Annotated in this window: 15 protein-coding genes; 4 read left to right on the top strand and 11 right to left on the bottom strand. The window is 72.8% G+C overall.

All coding sequences use genetic code 11. From position 1 onward, the window contains the following. The first annotated feature begins 87 nt into the window (after nt 1-87). On the top strand, nt 88-1,095 hold the full coding sequence (locus tag FHX53_RS01325) for a mechanosensitive ion channel family protein (RefSeq protein ID WP_182489469.1): 1,008 nt from the start codon (nt 88-90) through the stop codon (nt 1,093-1,095). Further along, on the top strand, nt 1,095-1,508 hold the full coding sequence (locus tag FHX53_RS01320; RefSeq protein ID WP_182489467.1) for a globin: 414 nt from the start codon (nt 1,095-1,097) through the stop codon (nt 1,506-1,508). Before FHX53_RS01325 ends, FHX53_RS01320 begins: the two co-directional genes overlap by 1 nt. A 2-nt stretch (nt 1,509-1,510) precedes the next feature. Here the strand turns inward: FHX53_RS01320 and FHX53_RS01315 are convergent, their stop codons facing one another. Genes FHX53_RS01315 through FHX53_RS01295 form a run of 5 tightly spaced genes read right to left on the bottom strand, consistent with a single transcriptional unit; the run spans nt 1,511 to nt 7,746 of the window. After that, the gene (locus FHX53_RS01315; protein WP_182490097.1) at nt 1,511-2,344 is read right to left on the bottom strand and encodes an HpcH/HpaI aldolase/citrate lyase family protein; all 834 of its coding nucleotides are present in this window, start codon (nt 2,342-2,344) and stop codon (nt 1,511-1,513) included. Nucleotides 2,345-2,346: 2 nt separating this feature from the next. Next, a complete protein-coding gene (locus tag FHX53_RS01310) occupies nt 2,347-2,856 on the bottom strand; it encodes a MaoC/PaaZ C-terminal domain-containing protein (RefSeq protein ID WP_182489465.1) in 510 nt (169 codons plus the stop codon). Further along, the gene (locus FHX53_RS01305) at nt 2,853-4,001 is read right to left on the bottom strand and encodes an acyl-CoA dehydrogenase family protein (protein ID WP_182489463.1); all 1,149 of its coding nucleotides are present in this window, start codon (nt 3,999-4,001) and stop codon (nt 2,853-2,855) included. Before FHX53_RS01305 ends, FHX53_RS01310 begins: the two co-directional genes overlap by 4 nt. Further along, on the bottom strand, nt 3,998-6,202 hold the full coding sequence (locus tag FHX53_RS01300) for an ATP-binding protein (RefSeq protein WP_182489461.1): 2,205 nt from the start codon (nt 6,200-6,202) through the stop codon (nt 3,998-4,000). Before FHX53_RS01300 ends, FHX53_RS01305 begins: the two co-directional genes overlap by 4 nt. Nucleotides 6,203-6,207: 5 nt before the next feature. Next, nucleotides 6,208-7,746: a carboxyl transferase domain-containing protein gene (locus FHX53_RS01295; protein ID WP_246335420.1), complete on the bottom strand. Its 1,539-nt coding sequence runs from the start codon at nt 7,744-7,746 to the stop codon at nt 6,208-6,210. A gap of 197 nt (nt 7,747-7,943) precedes the next feature. Between FHX53_RS01295 and FHX53_RS01290 the strand changes: the two genes are divergently transcribed. Beyond that, nucleotides 7,944-8,558 carry a TetR/AcrR family transcriptional regulator gene (locus tag FHX53_RS01290; RefSeq protein ID WP_182489457.1) on the top strand — a complete coding sequence of 205 codons (615 nt, stop codon included), beginning with the start codon at nt 7,944-7,946 and terminating at the stop codon, nt 8,556-8,558. A 173-nt stretch (nt 8,559-8,731) separates the two neighbouring features. Here FHX53_RS01290 and FHX53_RS01285 read toward each other — a convergent pair whose 3' ends face one another. The 4 genes from FHX53_RS01285 to FHX53_RS01270 all read right to left on the bottom strand — a co-directional run bounded on the left by FHX53_RS01285 (nt 8,732) and on the right by FHX53_RS01270 (nt 13,136). Further along, entirely contained in the window at nt 8,732-10,165 is a 1,434-nt protein-coding gene (locus FHX53_RS01285) for a dihydrolipoamide acetyltransferase family protein (protein ID WP_182489455.1), read from the bottom strand. Further along, entirely contained in the window at nt 10,162-11,163 is a 1,002-nt protein-coding gene (locus FHX53_RS01280; RefSeq protein ID WP_182489454.1) for an alpha-ketoacid dehydrogenase subunit beta, read from the bottom strand. The genes FHX53_RS01285 and FHX53_RS01280 overlap by 4 nt, the downstream gene beginning before the upstream one ends. Further along, nucleotides 11,160-12,296 (bottom strand): pyruvate dehydrogenase (acetyl-transferring) E1 component subunit alpha, encoded by a 1,137-nt coding sequence (pdhA, locus tag FHX53_RS01275; protein WP_182489452.1) that lies wholly within the window; start codon nt 12,294-12,296, stop codon nt 11,160-11,162. The genes FHX53_RS01280 and pdhA overlap by 4 nt, the downstream gene beginning before the upstream one ends. 171 nt (nt 12,297-12,467) lie before the next feature. Beyond that, the gene (locus FHX53_RS01270; RefSeq protein WP_182489450.1) at nt 12,468-13,136 is read right to left on the bottom strand and encodes a DUF8185 domain-containing protein; all 669 of its coding nucleotides are present in this window, start codon (nt 13,134-13,136) and stop codon (nt 12,468-12,470) included. Between the two features lie 85 nt (nt 13,137-13,221). Here FHX53_RS01270 and FHX53_RS01265 point away from each other — a divergent pair, with 85 nt between their 5' ends. Beyond that, complete coding sequence (locus FHX53_RS01265) at nt 13,222-14,070, top strand: acyl-CoA thioesterase (RefSeq protein WP_182490096.1); 849 nt, start codon at nt 13,222-13,224, stop codon at nt 14,068-14,070. Between the two features lie 17 nt (nt 14,071-14,087). Here FHX53_RS01265 and FHX53_RS01260 read toward each other — a convergent pair whose 3' ends face one another. Both FHX53_RS01260 and speB read right to left on the bottom strand, forming a co-directional pair. Further along, nucleotides 14,088-14,498 (bottom strand): nuclear transport factor 2 family protein, encoded by a 411-nt coding sequence (locus FHX53_RS01260; RefSeq protein ID WP_182489448.1) that lies wholly within the window; start codon nt 14,496-14,498, stop codon nt 14,088-14,090. Beyond that, complete coding sequence (gene speB, locus FHX53_RS01255) at nt 14,495-15,472, bottom strand: agmatinase (protein WP_182489446.1); 978 nt, start codon at nt 15,470-15,472, stop codon at nt 14,495-14,497. The genes FHX53_RS01260 and speB overlap by 4 nt, the downstream gene beginning before the upstream one ends. Nucleotides 15,473-15,510 lie beyond the last annotated feature (38 nt).

Below are 15,510 nucleotides of genomic sequence, written 5' to 3'. Positions count from 1 at the left end.
ATGCTCGGCCGGAGCACCCCGAGGGCCTCGTCGAACGACGGGGCCCTCGGGCCGTTCTCCGGCGCGCCCGTCACTAAGCTGAAGGCGATGGACACCTTCGACTGGTCGGCCCTCGGCGACGGCGTCTACGCCTGGTACCTGGCGTGGCGCGTTCCGCTGCGCATCCTCGGCGTCGTCGTCGGCGCGATCGTGCTGCGGGCGCTGCTGCGGGTGTCGATCCGGCGCGTCGTCGATCGCGTCGTCAACGGCGTGAAGAGGGCGCAGGCCGTCGAGCACACGGTCGAGCTGAGCGCCTCGCCGCTCATGGCGGTGCGCGTCGTGCAGCGCACCCGCACGATCGGCTCGGTGCTCAACAACCTCGTGACCTGGGCGATCGTGTCGGTCACGATCGTGCTCGTGCTGAGCGAGCTGCAGTTCTCGGTCACCGCGCTCATCGCCTCGGCGGGCATCCTCGGCGCCGCCCTCGGCTTCGGCGCGCAGAACGTCGTCAAGGACATGCTCAACGGCCTGTTCATGGTCTTCGAGGACCAGCTCGGCGTCGGGGACATCGTCGATCTCGTCACGACCCAGGGAGCAGTCTCGGGCGTCGTGGAGACGGTGGGCGTGCGCGTGTCACAGGTTCGCGACGTCAACGGCACCCTCTGGTACGTGCGCAACGGCGAGATCACGAACGTCGGCAACAAGTCGCAGGGCTGGGCGCGGGTCATCCTGGACATCCCCGCTCCGTACACGGCCGACATCGACTCCGTCGAGAGGACGATGCTCGACACGGCGCAGGCGATGGCCGACGACCCGACCTGGAAGCGGAAGATCCTCGAGAAGCCGGAGGTGTGGGGCATCGAGTCGATCTCGGCCGAGGCGCTCGTCATCCGGCTGGTGGTGAAGGTGCGCTCGGGCGACCAGTTCGACATCGCGCGCGAGCTCCGCCGACGCATGAAGGACGCCCTCGACGAGCTCGGCGTCGCCCTTCCGGCGCTCAACCGCCTCGTGCTCGACGGGCTCGACGCGAAGGCCGGCGCGGGGCGGAAGCCGGCGACGTCGGCAAAGCCGGTCGCGCGCGCGGCCGACGACGACGCCGCGACGGGTCGCGACTGATGGCCGACCTCACGCTCGGCCCCACGGGCGGACCGACCGACCCGATGTTCGCGCAGGTCGGCGGGCACGCGACCTTCGAGCGCCTCGTGCGGAAGTTCTACGAGGGCATCGAGTCGGACCCCGTGCTGCGCCCGATGTACCCCGACGACGACATGGAGGGCGCCGTCTGGCGGCTGACCGCCTTCCTCGAGCAGTACTGGGGCGGCCCGACGACCTACAGCGAGCAGCGCGGGCACCCGCGACTGCGCATGCGGCACATGCCCTTCAAGGTCAGCCCGGATGCGCGCGACCGCTGGCTCACGCACATGCGCGCGGCGCTCGACTCACTGGCGCTGCCGCCCCTGCACGAGGAAGCGATCTGGGATCACATGCTGCGCGCGGCGCACGCGATGGTGAACACGTTCGAGGAGTAGGGCTACTCCCCCGCGCGCTGCACCACCCGACGCGCGTGACGCAGCACCGGCTCGTCGACCATCCGGCCCTCGTGCGCGAAGACGCCATAGGCACCCGCGGCCGACGCCGCCTCGAGCACTCGATGCGCCCAGGCGATCTCGTCGGCGCTGGGCCTGTATGCGGCCCTGATCGTCTCGACTTGCCCGGGGTGGATGCACGCGGTCGCCGCGAATCCCTGGGCCACCGCGTCGCGGGCCTCCTCCTCGAGGCCAGCGAGGTCGGCGATGTCGAGGTGCACGGCGTCGATCGCTGCCTTCCCGTGCCCGCCCGCTACGAGCAGGACGCGCGCTCGGGCGTGGCGCGCGACGTCGCGATAGCGGCTGTCGGGGCCGCGGCTCGAAGATCCGCCGAGCGAGGCGACGAGGTCCTCCGCGCCCCACATGAGCGCGACGACCGAGGGCTCCGCGGCGAGCTCCTCGGCCGCGAGCACCCCCGCGGCGGTCTCGACGAGCGCGACGATCGCGCACCCCGTCTCCGCGGCGAGCGCGGCGGCATCCGCCGACCGCTCCGCCTTCGGCAGCATGAGGATGCGGTACTCGGTGTCCGCCACGGCGGCTACGTCGAGCGCGTGGTCGGCCGTGCCGCGCGCGTTCACGCGCACGATCGTGCGGGTCGGGTCCAGATCGGAGGCCCGCAGCGCCTCGCGCGCGCGCTGCTTGCCGGCCGGCGCCACGGCATCCTCGAGATCGATGATGACCGCGTCGGCGCGCTCGGCGGCCTTTGCGAAGCGCTCGGGGCGGTCCGCCGGGACGAACAGGATCGCCGGGCCGAGCGCGAAGCCCGCGGCACCGGGCATGTTCACGGCGCCGCGCCTTCGCACCAGACGAGCGTCGAGCGCGTCGCGGTCGCGACGACGACGCCGTCGTGATTGCGGCCCGTGTGGCGCAGCGTCACGATCCCCTGCCCCGGCCGCGAGCCTGAGAGACGCTTCGCCTCGACGAGCGTCTCGCTGTAGAGGGTGTCGCCGTGGCGCATCGGGTGCGGGAAGGAGGCCTCGGTGAATCCGAGGTTCGCGACGATCGTGCCCTGCGTGAGCTGGGCGACGGATGCCCCGACGAGGGTCGAGAGCGTGAGCATCGAGTTCACCAGGCGCTCGCCGAACGGCTGCGCGGCCGACCACGCCGCGTCGAGGTGCAGTGACTGCGTGTTCATCGTCAGGGTCGTGAAGAGCACGTTGTCGGCCTCGGTGAGCGTGCGGCCCGGGGCGTGGACGTACGTCGTGCCGACGTCGAACTCCTCGAACCAGAGGCCGCGCTGCACGATGCGGCGGCCCTCGCCCTCGCCCGCGGCGGGCGCATCGGTGCTCACGAGAACCCCAGCTCGCGCGCGATGATCATCAGCTGCACCTCGGTCGTTCCCTCGCCGATCTCGATCACCTTCGAGTCGCGGTAGTGCCGGGCGACGCGGTACTCGTTCATGAATCCGTAGCCTCCGAAGATCTGGGTCGCGTCGCGGGCGTTGTCCATCGCCGCCTCGCTCGCCACCATCTTGGCGATGCTCGCCTGCTTCTTGAAAGGCTGGCCCGACACGAGCCGGAACGCCGCGTCGTAGGTCGCGAGCCGCGCCTGGTGCACGCGCGCCTCCATGCGCGCGAGCGTGAAGGCGATGTGCTGGTTCGCGCCGATCGGGCGGCCGAAGACCTTGCGGCTCTTCGCGTAGGCGATCGCCTCGTCGAGGCAGCCCTGCGCGGCTCCCGTGCCGAGGGCGGCGAACGCGACGCGGCCCTCGTCGAGCGTCTGGATGAAGTTGGCGAACCCGCGCCCGCGCTCCCCGAGCAGGTTCTCCTCGGGCACGCGCGCGCCCTGGAAGGTCAGTGGGTGGGTGTCGGAGGCGTGCCAGCCCACCTTGTCGTAGGCGGGCTCGACGGTGAAGCCCGGCGTTCCGGACGGCACGAGGATCGCGCTGAGCTCGGCCTTGTTGCTGTCATCGCGCCCCGTGACCGCCGTGACCGTGACGAGCTCGGTGATGGGCGTGCCCGAGTTGGTGATGAACTGCTTCGACCCGTCGATGACCCACTCGCCGCCCTCGAGCCGCGCGGTCGTGCGGGTCGCGCCCGCGTCGGAGCCGGCCTCGGCCTCGGTGAGTCCGAAGCCCGCGAGGGCCTCGCCCGAGGTGAGCCGCGGCAGCCAGTGCTGCTTCTGCTCCTCCGTCCCGCTGCGGAAGATCGGCATCGCCCCGAGCCCGACCCCGGCCTCGAGGGTCACGGCGATCGACTGATCGACGCGCGCGAGCTCCTCGATCGCGAGGCACAGCTCGACGTAGGTGCCGCCCTGACCGCCGTACTCCTCGGGGAACGGCAGCCCGAACAGCCCCATCTCGCCCATCTGCTTCACGACCGCCATCGGCAGCGTCTTCGTGCGGTCGGCCTCGTACGCGGCGGGGTCGACGACCTCGTTCGCGAACTCGCGCACCATGCTCTGCAGCTCGAGCTGCTCCTCGGTGAACTCGATCATGCGGGGGCTCCTTCGTGGGGGGCGGATGCGGCGGTCGCGTCGGGTTCGCCGGCCGCGGTGGTCTCGTGCGGGCCCGCGACTGCGGACTCGGGCTCGGCGTCGGGCTCGATGCGCGCGACGACCTGGCCCTGCCGCACCTGGTCGCCGACGGCGGCGCCGAGCCGGAGGACGCCGGCGTGCGGAGCGAGCACGGCGTGCTCCATCTTCATCGCCTCGACGGTCACAATCGGCTGGCCGGCCTCGACGCGGTCGCCGTCGGCGGCGCCGAGCGCGACGACCGCGCCGGGCATCGTCGCGCGCAGCTCGGGGCTCGCGGCGCCGGGCGCGATGCCCGAGCCGCTGGCACGGCGGCGGTCGGCGTGCGCGGCGGCGCGAGCGGCGCGGTCGAGCACGCGCAACGCGATCGCGGCGCCGGCATCCGCGGCGGTCGGCTGCAACCACAGCACGTCGCCGTCGCGGGCCGCGGCGAAGGTCTGCGCGGTGCCGTCGAGGTGCACGGTCACGAGACCGTCGCGCTCGGAGACCCGGGCCGCAGCGGGCTCGGACGCGCCGAGACGCACGGTCGCATCCTCGGGCGAGCCGCTGACGAGCACGATCACGGGCTCGGCCTCGGGGCCTGCAGCGACGTCGACGAGCTCATACCGGGCCGGGCGGTGCTCGCCCAGACGAAAGCCGCTCGGCGCGCGCCAGAGCGGGCTCGCCGCGCGGGCAGCGCTCGCGGCTCGGGCTGCCGGGCCCACGGCGGCCCGCTCGAGCCGACGCGCGTGCTCGAGCAGGGCCGCGGCCGCGGCGGCCGCGGCATCCGTCGCCGATGACGCGGGGTCGAACGAGGCCGACGCGGGCACGATGCGCTCGATGAGCGAGGTCTCGAGGCGACCTGCCTGCACGTCGGGGTCGGCGAGCACCTGCCGCAGGTAGGCGCGGTTGGTGCGCAGGCCGAGCACGCGCGTCGACGCGAGAGCGGCATCCAGTCGAGCGAGAGCCGTCGCGCGATCAGGACCGTGCGCGATGACCTTGGCGAGCATGGGGTCGTAGTCGGCGCCGACGACGAGCCCCTCGACGAGCGCCGAGTCGACGCGCACGCCGGGCCCGCTCGCCTCGGCGAGCCCCCGCACGGTGCCGGTCGAGGGCAGGAACCCGCTCGCCGGGTCCTCCGCGTAGAGCCGCGCCTCGATCGCATGGCCGTCGAGTCGCAGCGGCGGAAGGTCGAGTCGGTGCCCCGCGGCGATGCGCAGCTGCTGCTCGACGAGGTCGACGCCCGTGACGAGCTCGGTCACGGGGTGCTCGACCTGGAGGCGCGTGTTCATCTCCATGAAGAAGAACTCGTCGCGGCGGGCATCGGCGACGAGGAATTCGACGGTGCCGGCTCCCGCGTAGTCGACGCTGCGGGCGACCTCGCACGCGGCCTCGCCGATCGCGGCGCGCGTCGCCTCGTCGAGCAAGGGAGAGGGAGCCTCTTCGATGATCTTCTGGTGGCGGCGCTGCAGCGAGCACTCGCGCTCGCCCAGGTGCACGGTCGTGCCGTGCGTGTCGGCGAGCACCTGCACCTCGATGTGGCGGGGGGCTGCGATGAAGCGCTCGAGCAGGAGCGTGTCGTCGCCGAAGGCCTTGAGGGCGACGCGGCGCGCACCGGCGAGCGCGTCGGGCAGGGCATCCGCCTTGTGCACGACCGTCATGCCCTTGCCGCCGCCGCCCGCCGACGGCTTGATGATGAGCGGGAAGCCGACGCGGTCGGCCGCCGCGACGAGGTCGGCGTCAGTCGTCCCCACCTCCCCGAAACCGGGGATGGTCGGGACGCCGCGCTCGGCGACGTGCGCCTTCGCGCGGATCTTGTCGCCCATGACCTCGAGCGCGCGCGGGCTCGGCCCGACGAACACGATGCCGGCCTCGGCGCACGCGGCGGCGAGCTCGGCGTTCTCGCTGAGGAACCCGTAGCCCGGATGGATCGCCTCGGCACCGCTGCGGCGGGCGGCGTCGACGACGGCCTCGACGCTCAAGTAGCTCTCGGCGGCGGAGGCCGGGCCGATGCGCAGGGCGAGATCCGCGAGCGCGACGTGGCGGGCATCCGCATCGGCGTCGCTGCAGACCGCGATCGAGCGGATGCCCAGCTCGCGCAGCGTGCGGATGATGCGGCACGCGATCTCGCCGCGATTCGCGACGAGCACGGAGCCGAAGGGGCGTGGCAGGTCGTGGCTGGTCATCGCCGTCACATCCGGAAGAGGCCGAAGGCCGGGTCGGGCAGCGGGGCGCGGCTGCAGACGTCGAGGGCGAGACCGAGCACGGTGCGGGTGTCGGCGGGGTCGATGATGCCGTCGTCCCACAGGCGACCGGTCGAGAAGTAGGGGCTGCCTTGGCTCTCGTAGAGCTCGCGGATGGGGCGCTCGAACTCCTCCTGCTCGTCGGCGCTCCACGCGTCGCCGAGCTGGTCGCGCCTTACGGTGCCGAGTACGGCGGCGGCCTGCTGCCCGCCCATGACCGAGATGCGCGCGTTCGGCCACATCCAGAGGAAGCGCGGCGAGTAGGCCCGGCCGCACATCGAGTAGTTGCCGGCGCCGAATGAGCCGCCGATGACGACCGTGAGCTTCGGCACGCGCGTCGTCGCGACCGCCGTCACCATCTTCGCGCCGTGCTTGGCGATGCCGCCCGCCTCCGCGTCGCGCCCGACCATGAAGCCCGAGATGTTCTGCAGGAACAGCAGCGGCACGCCGCGCTGGTCGCACAGCTCGATGAAGTGCGCGCCCTTCGCCGCCGACTCGCTGAACAGCACGCCGTTGTTGGCGACGATGCCGACGGGGTGGCCGTGGATGCGCGCGAAGCCCGTCACGAGGGTCTCGCCGTACTCGCGCTTGAACTCGTGCCAGGTGCCTCCGCCGTCGACGAGCCGCGCGATGACCTCGCGCACGTCGTACGGCGACTGCACGTCGGGCGGGATGACGTCGTAGAGAGTGCTCTCGTCGACCGCGGGCGGGATGCTCTCGCCGACCTCCCACGCGGGCGCGGCGGGCGGCGGCACGGTCGCGATGATGTCGCGGACGATGTCGAGGGCGTGCCGGTCGTCATCGGCGAGGTGGTCGACGACGCCCGAGATGCGCGCGTGCGTGTCGCCGCCGCCGAGCTCCTCGGCGCTCACGACCTCGCCGATCGCGGCCTTCACGAGCGGCGGCCCGCCGAGGAAGATCGTGCCCTGGTTGCGCACGATGACGGTCTCGTCGCTCATCGCGGGCACGTACGCGCCGCCCGCGGTGCACGACCCCATGACGGAGGCGATCTGCGGGATGCCGGCCGCGGACATCCGCGCCTGGTTGAAGAAGATGCGCCCGAAGTGGTCGCGGTCGGGGAAGACCTCGGCCTGCAGCGGCAGGAACGCGCCGCCCGAGTCGACGAGGTACACGCACGGCAGCCGGTTCTCGAGCGCGACCTCCTGCGCCCGCAGGTGCTTCTTGACCGTCATGGGGAAGTAGGTGCCGCCCTTGACGGTCGCGTCGTTGCTGATGACGAGCACGTGGCGGCCGTGCACGAGCCCGACGCCCGCGATGACGCCCGCACCGGGCGCCTCGTCGTCGTAGAGTCCGTGCGCGGCGAGCGGGGCGAGCTCGAGGAAGGGGCTGCCGTCGTCGAGCAGCGCGTCGATGCGGTCGCGCGGGAGGAGCTTGCCACGCGCGACGTGCCGCTCGCGGCTGCGCTCGGGGCCGCCGAGGGCCGCGGCGGCGAGGCGTGCCCTGAGGTCGTCGACGAGGGCGTGCATGGCGGCGGCGTTCGCACTCGACGCGCCGCCCGCCGCCGATGCGGCGGGGATGCTCGTGCCGAGGGTCGCCATCGACCGCTCCTTCTCGTCGAGGGCTTCTGGCCCTGCTGCGATCTGGGTGCCGGGCGACCGTTCGGTTAACGGTCGCTCACCAGTTCAGGTTAGTCATCGTTCACCGGGATGTCTACACTGGCCGCATGACGGCGACGACGGATGCGCGTGCCGGGGCCTCCCCCGGCCTCGCGACGGCGCGCGACAGGGCCAAGGCCGAGCGGCGGGCGGCCCTGCTGCGGGCGGCCGCGCAGCTCTTCGCCGAGCGCGGATTCCCGCGCGTCTCGCTCGACGAGCTCGGCGCCGCGGCGGGGGTCAGCGGGCCCGCCGTCTACAAGCACTTCGCGAGCAAGCAGGCGGTGCTCGCGGCGATCCTCGTCGGCGCGAGCGAGGGGCTGCTCGAGGGCGGGCGGGCCGTCGTGGCCGGCGCGACGTCGGATGCCGCCGCGCTCGCCGGCCTCGTCGCCTTCCACGTCGACTTCGCCCTCGCGAACGCCGACATCATCCGCGTGCAGGATCACGACCTCGACTCGCTCGCCGGCGACGATCGGCACACCGTGCGCACGCTGCAGCGGGAGTACGTCGAGCTGTGGGTCGACGTGCTGGCGCGGCTGCGTCCGGCGGACGCGCGGGTCGCACTGCGCACCCGTGCGCACGCGTGCTTCGGGCTCATCAACTCGACACCGCACAGCTCGCGCGGCGGGGCGCGGGCGGCGCGGAGCATCCTCGAGAGCATGGCGCTCGCGGCGCTGGCTGCGTAGCCGCGCCGCGACCAGCGGCGAGTCGGCCCCTCCACATCCGCTCCTCTTGTGCCCGAAAGTCGCACATGAGTGCGAAAGTTCGGGCTCAGTTGCAACTTTCGGGCTCACCCGGGCGAGATCGCTGCCGCGAGGCGAGCGGGCGGCGCGGGGCGGCGCCACGCCCCGCGCGAGGCTCAGACGAGCGCGAGCACGCTCGCCGGGTCGTTCAGGATCCCGCCGATGTCGGTAAGGAACCGCGACCCCTGCTCGCCGTCGACCATGCGGTGGTCGAACGACACGCTCAGCGTCATGACGTCGCGCAGCGCGATGCCCCCCTCGAACTCCCAGGGCGTGCGCCGCACGGCGCCCATCGCGAGGATCGCCGCCTCGCCGGGCACGATGATCGGCGTTCCCGCGTCAACGCCGAAGACGCCGATGTTGGTGATCGTGATCGTGCCGCCGCTGAGCGACGACGGCGGAGTGCGGCCGTCGCGCGCGGTCGCCGCGAGCTCGCGGATCGCGTCGGCCAGCTGCGGCACCGTCATCGACCCCGCGTCGGGGATGCTCGGCACGAGCAGCCCGCGCGGCGTCGCGACGGCGATCCCGAGGCCGACGTCGCGCAGCTCGACGATCTCGTTGCTCGACTCGTCCCAGCGCGCGTTGAGGCTCGGATTCCGCTCGACGGCGATGCACAACGCCTTGCTCACGAGCGCGAGCATCGACGCGCTCTTCCCGCGCGCCTTGAGCCGCGCGAGGAGCTCGCTCGACGCCGTGACGTCGACCGTGAGGAACTCGGTCACGTGCGGCGCCGTGAACGCGCTGCGCACCATCGCCTCGGCCGTCGCCTTGCGCACGCCCTTGATCGGGTGGCGCACCTCGGCGGGGCGGCCGTCAGCGCGAGCGCCGGGCGCCCCGGTCGTCGACGGGGCGGATGCCGCGGCTCGACCGCTCCCGGCGAAGCGGGTCACATCGGCGCGCGTGACCTGGCCGCTGTCGCCCGTTCCATCGACCTCGGAGAGGTCGACGCCGAGGTCGTGCGCGAGCTTCCGCACGGGCGGGGTGGCGAGCGCGGCGCCCCGGGGCGCGTTCGGGCCGCGGCCCGCTCCCCCGCCGCTGCCGGCCGGGCCGCCGACGGTCGACCGGTCAGCCGATCGCTCGGGCAGGCTGCGAGCCTTGCGCCTGGGGCGCCGGCCGGTCTCGACGGCGGGGCCGTAGCCGACGAGTACCGACTGCCGCTCGGCGGCGGGCTCGGCGACCTCGGCAGCGGAGGGCGCCTCCGACTCGGGGGCCGCGAGGGTCGAGACGGGGGGCGCGGATCCCGCCCACGCCGGGGGCACCTCGGCGGCGGGCGACGCGTCGCCGGCGCTCGACGCGAGCGCAACATCCGCCGCGACCTCGATCGAGACGATCGGAGCGCCCACCTGGACGGTCGTTCCCGGCTCGGCGTGGATGGCCGCGACGATGCCCGCGAACGGCGACGGCAGCTGCACGATCGCCTTCGCCGTCTCGACGTCGGCGAGCGTCTGGTTGAGCGTCACGCGGTCGCCGACCGCGACGTGCCACTCGACGATCTCGCTCTCGGTGAGGCCCTCGCCGAGGTCGGGGAGGCGGAAGTCGTGGACGGTCATGAGGCGCTCCAGCCGGTGAGGGCGTTCTGGCGGCCGAGCACGCGGTCGACGCCGTCGAGGATGCGGTCGAGATCGGGCAGGAAGTGCTCTTCCGCCCTGGCGCTGGGGTAGGGAGTGTCGAAGCCCGTGACGCGCGCGGGCGCCGCCTCGAGGTGCAGGAAGCAGCGGTCGGTGATGCTCGCGGCGATCTCCGCGCCGAGCCCGCCGAACTGCGCGGCCTCGTGGGTGATGACGAGCCGCCCGGTCTTCCGCACGCTCGCCTCGACCGTGTCGAGATCGAGCGGGGAGAGCGAGCGGAGGTCGATGACCTCGATCGAGATGCCGTCGTCGCTCGCGGCGATCGCGGCGTCGATCGCGGTCGCGACGAGCGGCCCGTAGGCGACGATCGTGACGTCGGCGCCCTCGAGCACGACGCGCGCCCGGTCGAACGGGAACTCGGCGTCCTCTTCGACCTCGCCCTTCGTCCAGTAGCGGCGCTTGGGCTCGAAGAACAGCACGGGGTCGTCGCACGCGATCGCCTGGCGGATCATCGTGTGCGCGTCCTGCGGCGTCGAGCACGTCACGACGCGCAGCCCCGCGGTGTGCGCGAAGTACGCCTCCGGCGACTCGGAGTGGTGCTCGACCGCGCCGATGCCGCCGCCGAACGGCACGCGGATCGTGATCGGCATGCGCACGGCGCCGCGCGTCCGGTAGTGCAGCTTCGCCACCTGCGCGACGATCTGGTCGAACGCCGGGTAGATGAAGCCGTCGAACTGGATCTCGCACACGGGCCGGAAGCCGCGGTAGGCGAGACCGATGGCCATGCCGATGATGCCGGATTCCGCGAGCGGCATATCCATCACGCGATCTGTGCCGAAGTCGCGCTGGAGGCCGTCGGTCACGCGGAAGACGCCGCCCAGCTGGCCGATGTCCTCACCCAGCAGCACGACGCGGTCGTCGTCCGAGAGCGCGCGGCGCAGGCCCGAGTTGACGGCCTTCGCGAGAGTGAGCTCGGTCATTCCGCGCCTCCCTCGAGCTCGCCGACGCTGCGAAGGTAGGCCTCCTGCTGCGAGCGCTGGCGCGCGAGCCCCGCATGCGGCTCGGCGTACACGTGGTCGAACACCGACAGCGGCGCGGGGTTCGGCAGGGTGAGGCAGCCGGCTCGGAAGGCGGCGGCTACCTCGTCGGCCGTCGCGGCGACGGATGCGGCGACCGCGTCGGTCAGGATGCCCGACTCGCGCAGGTGCGCCTCCACCCGCGCGATCGGGTCCTTCGCCGCCCACTCCTCGCGCTGCAGCGGATCGACGTAGCGGCTCGGGTCGTCCGAGGTCGTGTGCGGTCCCATGCGGTACGTCACGGCCTCGATGAAGGTGGGGCCATCCCCGCGGTGGGCCCGCTCGAGGGCGCGGCGCGTCGCGGCGAGCACGGCGAGGACGTCGTTGCCGTCGACGCGGATGCTCGGGATGCCGAAGCCGGGAGCGCGCTCGGCGATCGGGCGCTTGGCCTGCAGCCCGACCGGCTCGGAGATCGCCCACTGGTTGTTCTGGCAGAAGAACACGACTGGCGCGCCGAAGGACGCGGCGAAGACCATGGCCTCGTTGACGTCGCCCTGCGTCGTGGCGCCGTCGCCGAAGTAGGTGATGGTCGCGGTGTCGACGCCGTCGTGCCGGCAGCCGACCGCGTAGCCCACGGCGTGGAGGGTCTGCGCGCCGATGACGATCTGCGGCGTCGCCATGTTGACGGCGAACGGGTTCCAGCCCGACTGGGCGGTGCCGCGCCAGACCTCGACGAGCTGCGGCAGCTCGACGCCCCGGCAGTAGGCGACGGCGTTCTCGCGGTAGCTCGAGAAGACGAAGTCGTCGGCGCGAAGGGCCCGGGCCGAGCCGACCTGGGCGGCCTCCTGCCCGAGCAGCGGCGGCCAGAGCCCGAGCTGACCCTGGCGCTGGAGGGCCGTCGCCTCGACGTCGATGCGGCGCACGACGACGAGATCCTCGTAGAGGCGGACGAGAGCCTCGCCCGAGACGTCGGAGACGTACGGATCGTAGAGCGGATCCCCCACGCGCCGACCCTCGTGGTCGAGCAGCTGCACGAGCTCCTCGGGCGGGCTCGGAAGCTCCGCCTCGATTCGCGTTTCGGGCACAGTGGTTCGCATCGCATCTCCGATCCGCCGCTCCTCGTGCGGGTGAGCCGAGGGCGGTCGATCCTCACAGCCGTCGGCCGGTGGGCCGCATGACTGACCGGGGCACCGTTGCCCCGAGTTGCCTCGACCGTAGCCAGACCGGGCTGGGAAGACAAGGGCGACCCGCCGATGAGCGGGCGGGCCTCAGCGCCCGAGCGTCCAGCCGGCCTGCTTGACGAGCACATGCCCGCGCTGCGTCGAGAACCGCAGCCACGAGCCCGACGCGAACTGCTCGACGGCGTCCTCGCCGAGGAATCCGAGAGAGAACGCCGCGAACGCCGCGCCCGCCGGCACGTGGTCGAGGCCCTCGATCGGCCTCCCCCACACCTCGGTGCGAACGCGATGCACGAGATCAGAGCCGAGCGCGTCCGGCACCGCCGCCGCGACCTCGTCGATACCCGCGCGGGCCGCGCCATCGAAGACGGATGCCTCGATCGGCTGCATGCGCTGCCACCCGCCGCGGGGCGGCGAGATCGCCGCCCAGACCACCGTGTTGACGCTCGTGGGCAGGGTCAGCGCGACGGGGCCGTCCGTCGCAGAGGCGACCGCCGCATCCGTCTTCGCCAGAAGGGACCGGATCGGGACGACCTCGTCGAACGGCTCTCCCTCGGCGTCGAGCGTGCGCAGCCCGAGCACGGTCGGTCCGCGATCGAGCAGGCCGCGGGGGGCGAGCACCGCGACGTACACGGCGAGCACGCCCGAGTCGAGGATGAGCCGCACGGCGGCGTTCTCGTCAAGCCTCGCCGCGCGCCCGAGGAGCACCTGCAGATCGTGCGCCGCAGCCGCGTCGGGGAGGGAGAGGATGCTCGACATCGCTCCCTAGACTACGGGCGTGACCGACGCCCCGCCCCCCGACACCTCCCCCTACGCCGACGCCGCCCCCGACCCCGTCGCCGCGATGCTGAAGGCGCTCGACCTCGCCGACACCGGCGCGCGCACCACGGAGGACATCTTCACCGCCCCCAGCCAGTGGATGCCGCAGGGCCGCGTCTTCGGCGGGCAGGTGATGGCGCAGTCGGTGCTCGCAGCGACGCGAACCGTGGAGGGCGACCGGCTCATCCACTCGATGCACGGCTACTTCCTGCGCCCGGGCGACGTGAACGAGCCGATCACGTTCTCCGTCGACCGCATCCACGACGGCCGCTCGTTCTCGACGCGGCGCACCCAGGCGTTCCAGAAGGGCGTGCCGATCCTGTCGATGATCGCCTCCTTCCAGGACGACGACCCCGGGCTCGAGCACCAGGCGGCGATGCCCGAGGGGATCCCGCAGCCGGAGGATCTCCCGAGCACGCGGGAGGTGCTCGAGCAGTTCGACCACCCCGTCGCGCGCTTCTGGGCGACGGCGCGACCCTTCGACCTGCGGCACGCGCCCGGCCACCTCTACTTCGGTGGTGGCAGCGAACGAGTGGCGCACCAGGCGGTGTGGCTGCGCGCCCTGAGCCCGTTGCCCGAGGACGAGAACCTGCATCGCGCCGCGCTCGCCTACGCGAGCGACTACTCCATCCTCGAACCGATCCTCCGCCGCCACGGCCAGTCGTGGGCGACGCCGGGTCTGAAGATGGCGAGCCTCGACCACGCGATGTGGTGGCACCGCCCCGCGCGCGTCGACGAGTGGCTCTGCTACGTGCAGGAGTCGCCGAACGCGATCGGCGGCCGCGGGCTGTCGATGGGCCGCATCTTCACGCGCGAGGGCGTGCTCGTCGCGAGCGTCGCGCAAGAGGGCATGGTCCGCATTCCGCAGGAGTGATCGTGCGCCGTGGAGCGCTAGGCGCGCGGCGAGAGATGCTCGTGCACGGCGACCCACCGGCCGTCGCGCAGCGCGAAGACGATCGTCTCGCGCTCGGTCACGTCGTCGACCGAGCCACCGAGCTCGATGCGCGAATCGACGGAGTGCGTGAAGATCGCGATGTCGCCGAGCAGCTGCACGCAGCGGTCGCTCGATCGGCAGGCGTGCACGCGGAAGCCGTCCTCGCGCTCCCACTGCGCCCACAGCGCCTCGTACTCCGCCCGGCTCTGGAGCCGGCGGTCGGCAGTGTGGAAGACGAAGGTCGCGTCCTCGGCGAAGCCGGCGAAGTACGCCTCGGTGCGGTGGTGGGCGAAGTCGTCGACGATCGCGTCGGCGGCCGCGAGCACGGCCGCGACGACGGACGCGTCGGGCGCAGCCGCCGCGCTCACGACGCGCTCCGGCGTCGCGCCATGACGGTGAGCAGCTCGTACGCGACGTGCGCTGCGGCGATGCCCGTGATCTGCGCGTGGTCGTAGGCGGGCGCGACCTCGACGATGTCGGCGCCGACGAGGTTCACGTCGGCGAAGCCCCGCAGCATCGCGAGCAGCTCCCGGCTCGTGAATCCGCCCGCCTCGGGCGTGCCGGTCCCGGGCGCGAACGCGGGGTCGAGCACGTCGATGTCGATCGAGACGTAGACGGGGCGATCGCCGACGCGCGCCCTCATGCGCTCGATGACGCCGGGAGCCCCGAGGGCATCCATCTCGGTCGAGTGCACGATCTGGAAGCCCAGGTCGCCGTCCTCCGTGAGGTCGTCGGCCGTGTACAGCGGCCCGCGGATCCCGACGTGCAGGCAGGAGTCGTGCGCGAGCAGCCCCTCCTCCGACGCGCGGCGGAACGGCGTGCCGTGCGTGTAGTCGGCGCCGAAGTAGGTGTCCCACGTATCGAGGTGGGCGTCGAAGTGCACGACCGCGATGGGCCCGTGCTTCGCGTGCATCGCGCGCAGCAGCGGCAGCGCGATCGTGTGGTCGCCTCCGAGAGTGAGCAGCTGCGCTCCCGAGTCGAGCACGCGCGTCGCCTCGGCCTCGATCGTCGCGAGCGCTTCGGCGATGTCGAAGGGGTTCACGCCGATATCGCCGGCGTCGACGACCTGCTGCATCGCGAACGGCTTCGCATCCTGCGCAGGGTTGTAGGGCCGCAGCAGGCGCGACGACTCGCGGATGTGCGACGGCCCGAAGCGCGCCCCCGGCCGGTAGCTCACCCCGGTGTCGAAGGGCACGCCGAGCACGACGACGTCGGCGCGGTCGACCTCGTCCCACCTCGGCAACCGCGCGAACGTAGCGGCGCCGCCGTAGCGGGGCACCTGGGTCGCGTCTACCTGGCCGATGTTGCCGTTCTCGGTGACGCGGGGCGTGCGCTGCTCCACGGGGTCCTCCTGGTATGCGTCGGGTCGGGATGCCCGGG

The organism is Microcella alkalica (assembly GCF_014137945.1).
GTDB classification, from domain to species: domain Bacteria; phylum Actinomycetota; class Actinomycetes; order Actinomycetales; family Microbacteriaceae; genus Microcella; species Microcella alkalica.
This window is presented reverse-complemented; position numbering and strand designations above follow the sequence as displayed.

Coding starts and splice junctions, on each gene's coding strand:
- FHX53_RS01315 (WP_182490097.1), bottom strand. CDS start 2,344: ATGCCCGGTGCCGCGGGCTTCGCGCTCGGCCCGGCGATCCTGTTCGTC.
- FHX53_RS01305 (WP_182489463.1), bottom strand. CDS start 4,001: ATGATCGAGTTCACCGAGGAGCAGCTCGAGCTGCAGAGCATGGTGCGC.
- pdhA (WP_182489452.1), bottom strand. CDS start 12,296: ATGCGAACCACTGTGCCCGAAACGCGAATCGAGGCGGAGCTTCCGAGC.
- FHX53_RS01285 (WP_182489455.1), bottom strand. CDS start 10,165: ATGACCGTCCACGACTTCCGCCTCCCCGACCTCGGCGAGGGCCTCACC.
- FHX53_RS01325 (WP_182489469.1), top strand. CDS start 88: ATGGACACCTTCGACTGGTCGGCCCTCGGCGACGGCGTCTACGCCTGG.
- FHX53_RS01320 (WP_182489467.1), top strand. CDS start 1,095: ATGGCCGACCTCACGCTCGGCCCCACGGGCGGACCGACCGACCCGATG.
- FHX53_RS01270 (WP_182489450.1), bottom strand. CDS start 13,136: ATGTCGAGCATCCTCTCCCTCCCCGACGCGGCTGCGGCGCACGATCTG.
- FHX53_RS01265 (WP_182490096.1), top strand. CDS start 13,222: ATGCTGAAGGCGCTCGACCTCGCCGACACCGGCGCGCGCACCACGGAG.
- FHX53_RS01290 (WP_182489457.1), top strand. CDS start 7,944: ATGACGGCGACGACGGATGCGCGTGCCGGGGCCTCCCCCGGCCTCGCG.
- FHX53_RS01300 (WP_182489461.1), bottom strand. CDS start 6,202: ATGACCAGCCACGACCTGCCACGCCCCTTCGGCTCCGTGCTCGTCGCG.
- FHX53_RS01295 (WP_246335420.1), bottom strand. CDS start 7,746: ATGCACGCCCTCGTCGACGACCTCAGGGCACGCCTCGCCGCCGCGGCC.
- FHX53_RS01280 (WP_182489454.1), bottom strand. CDS start 11,163: ATGACCGAGCTCACTCTCGCGAAGGCCGTCAACTCGGGCCTGCGCCGC.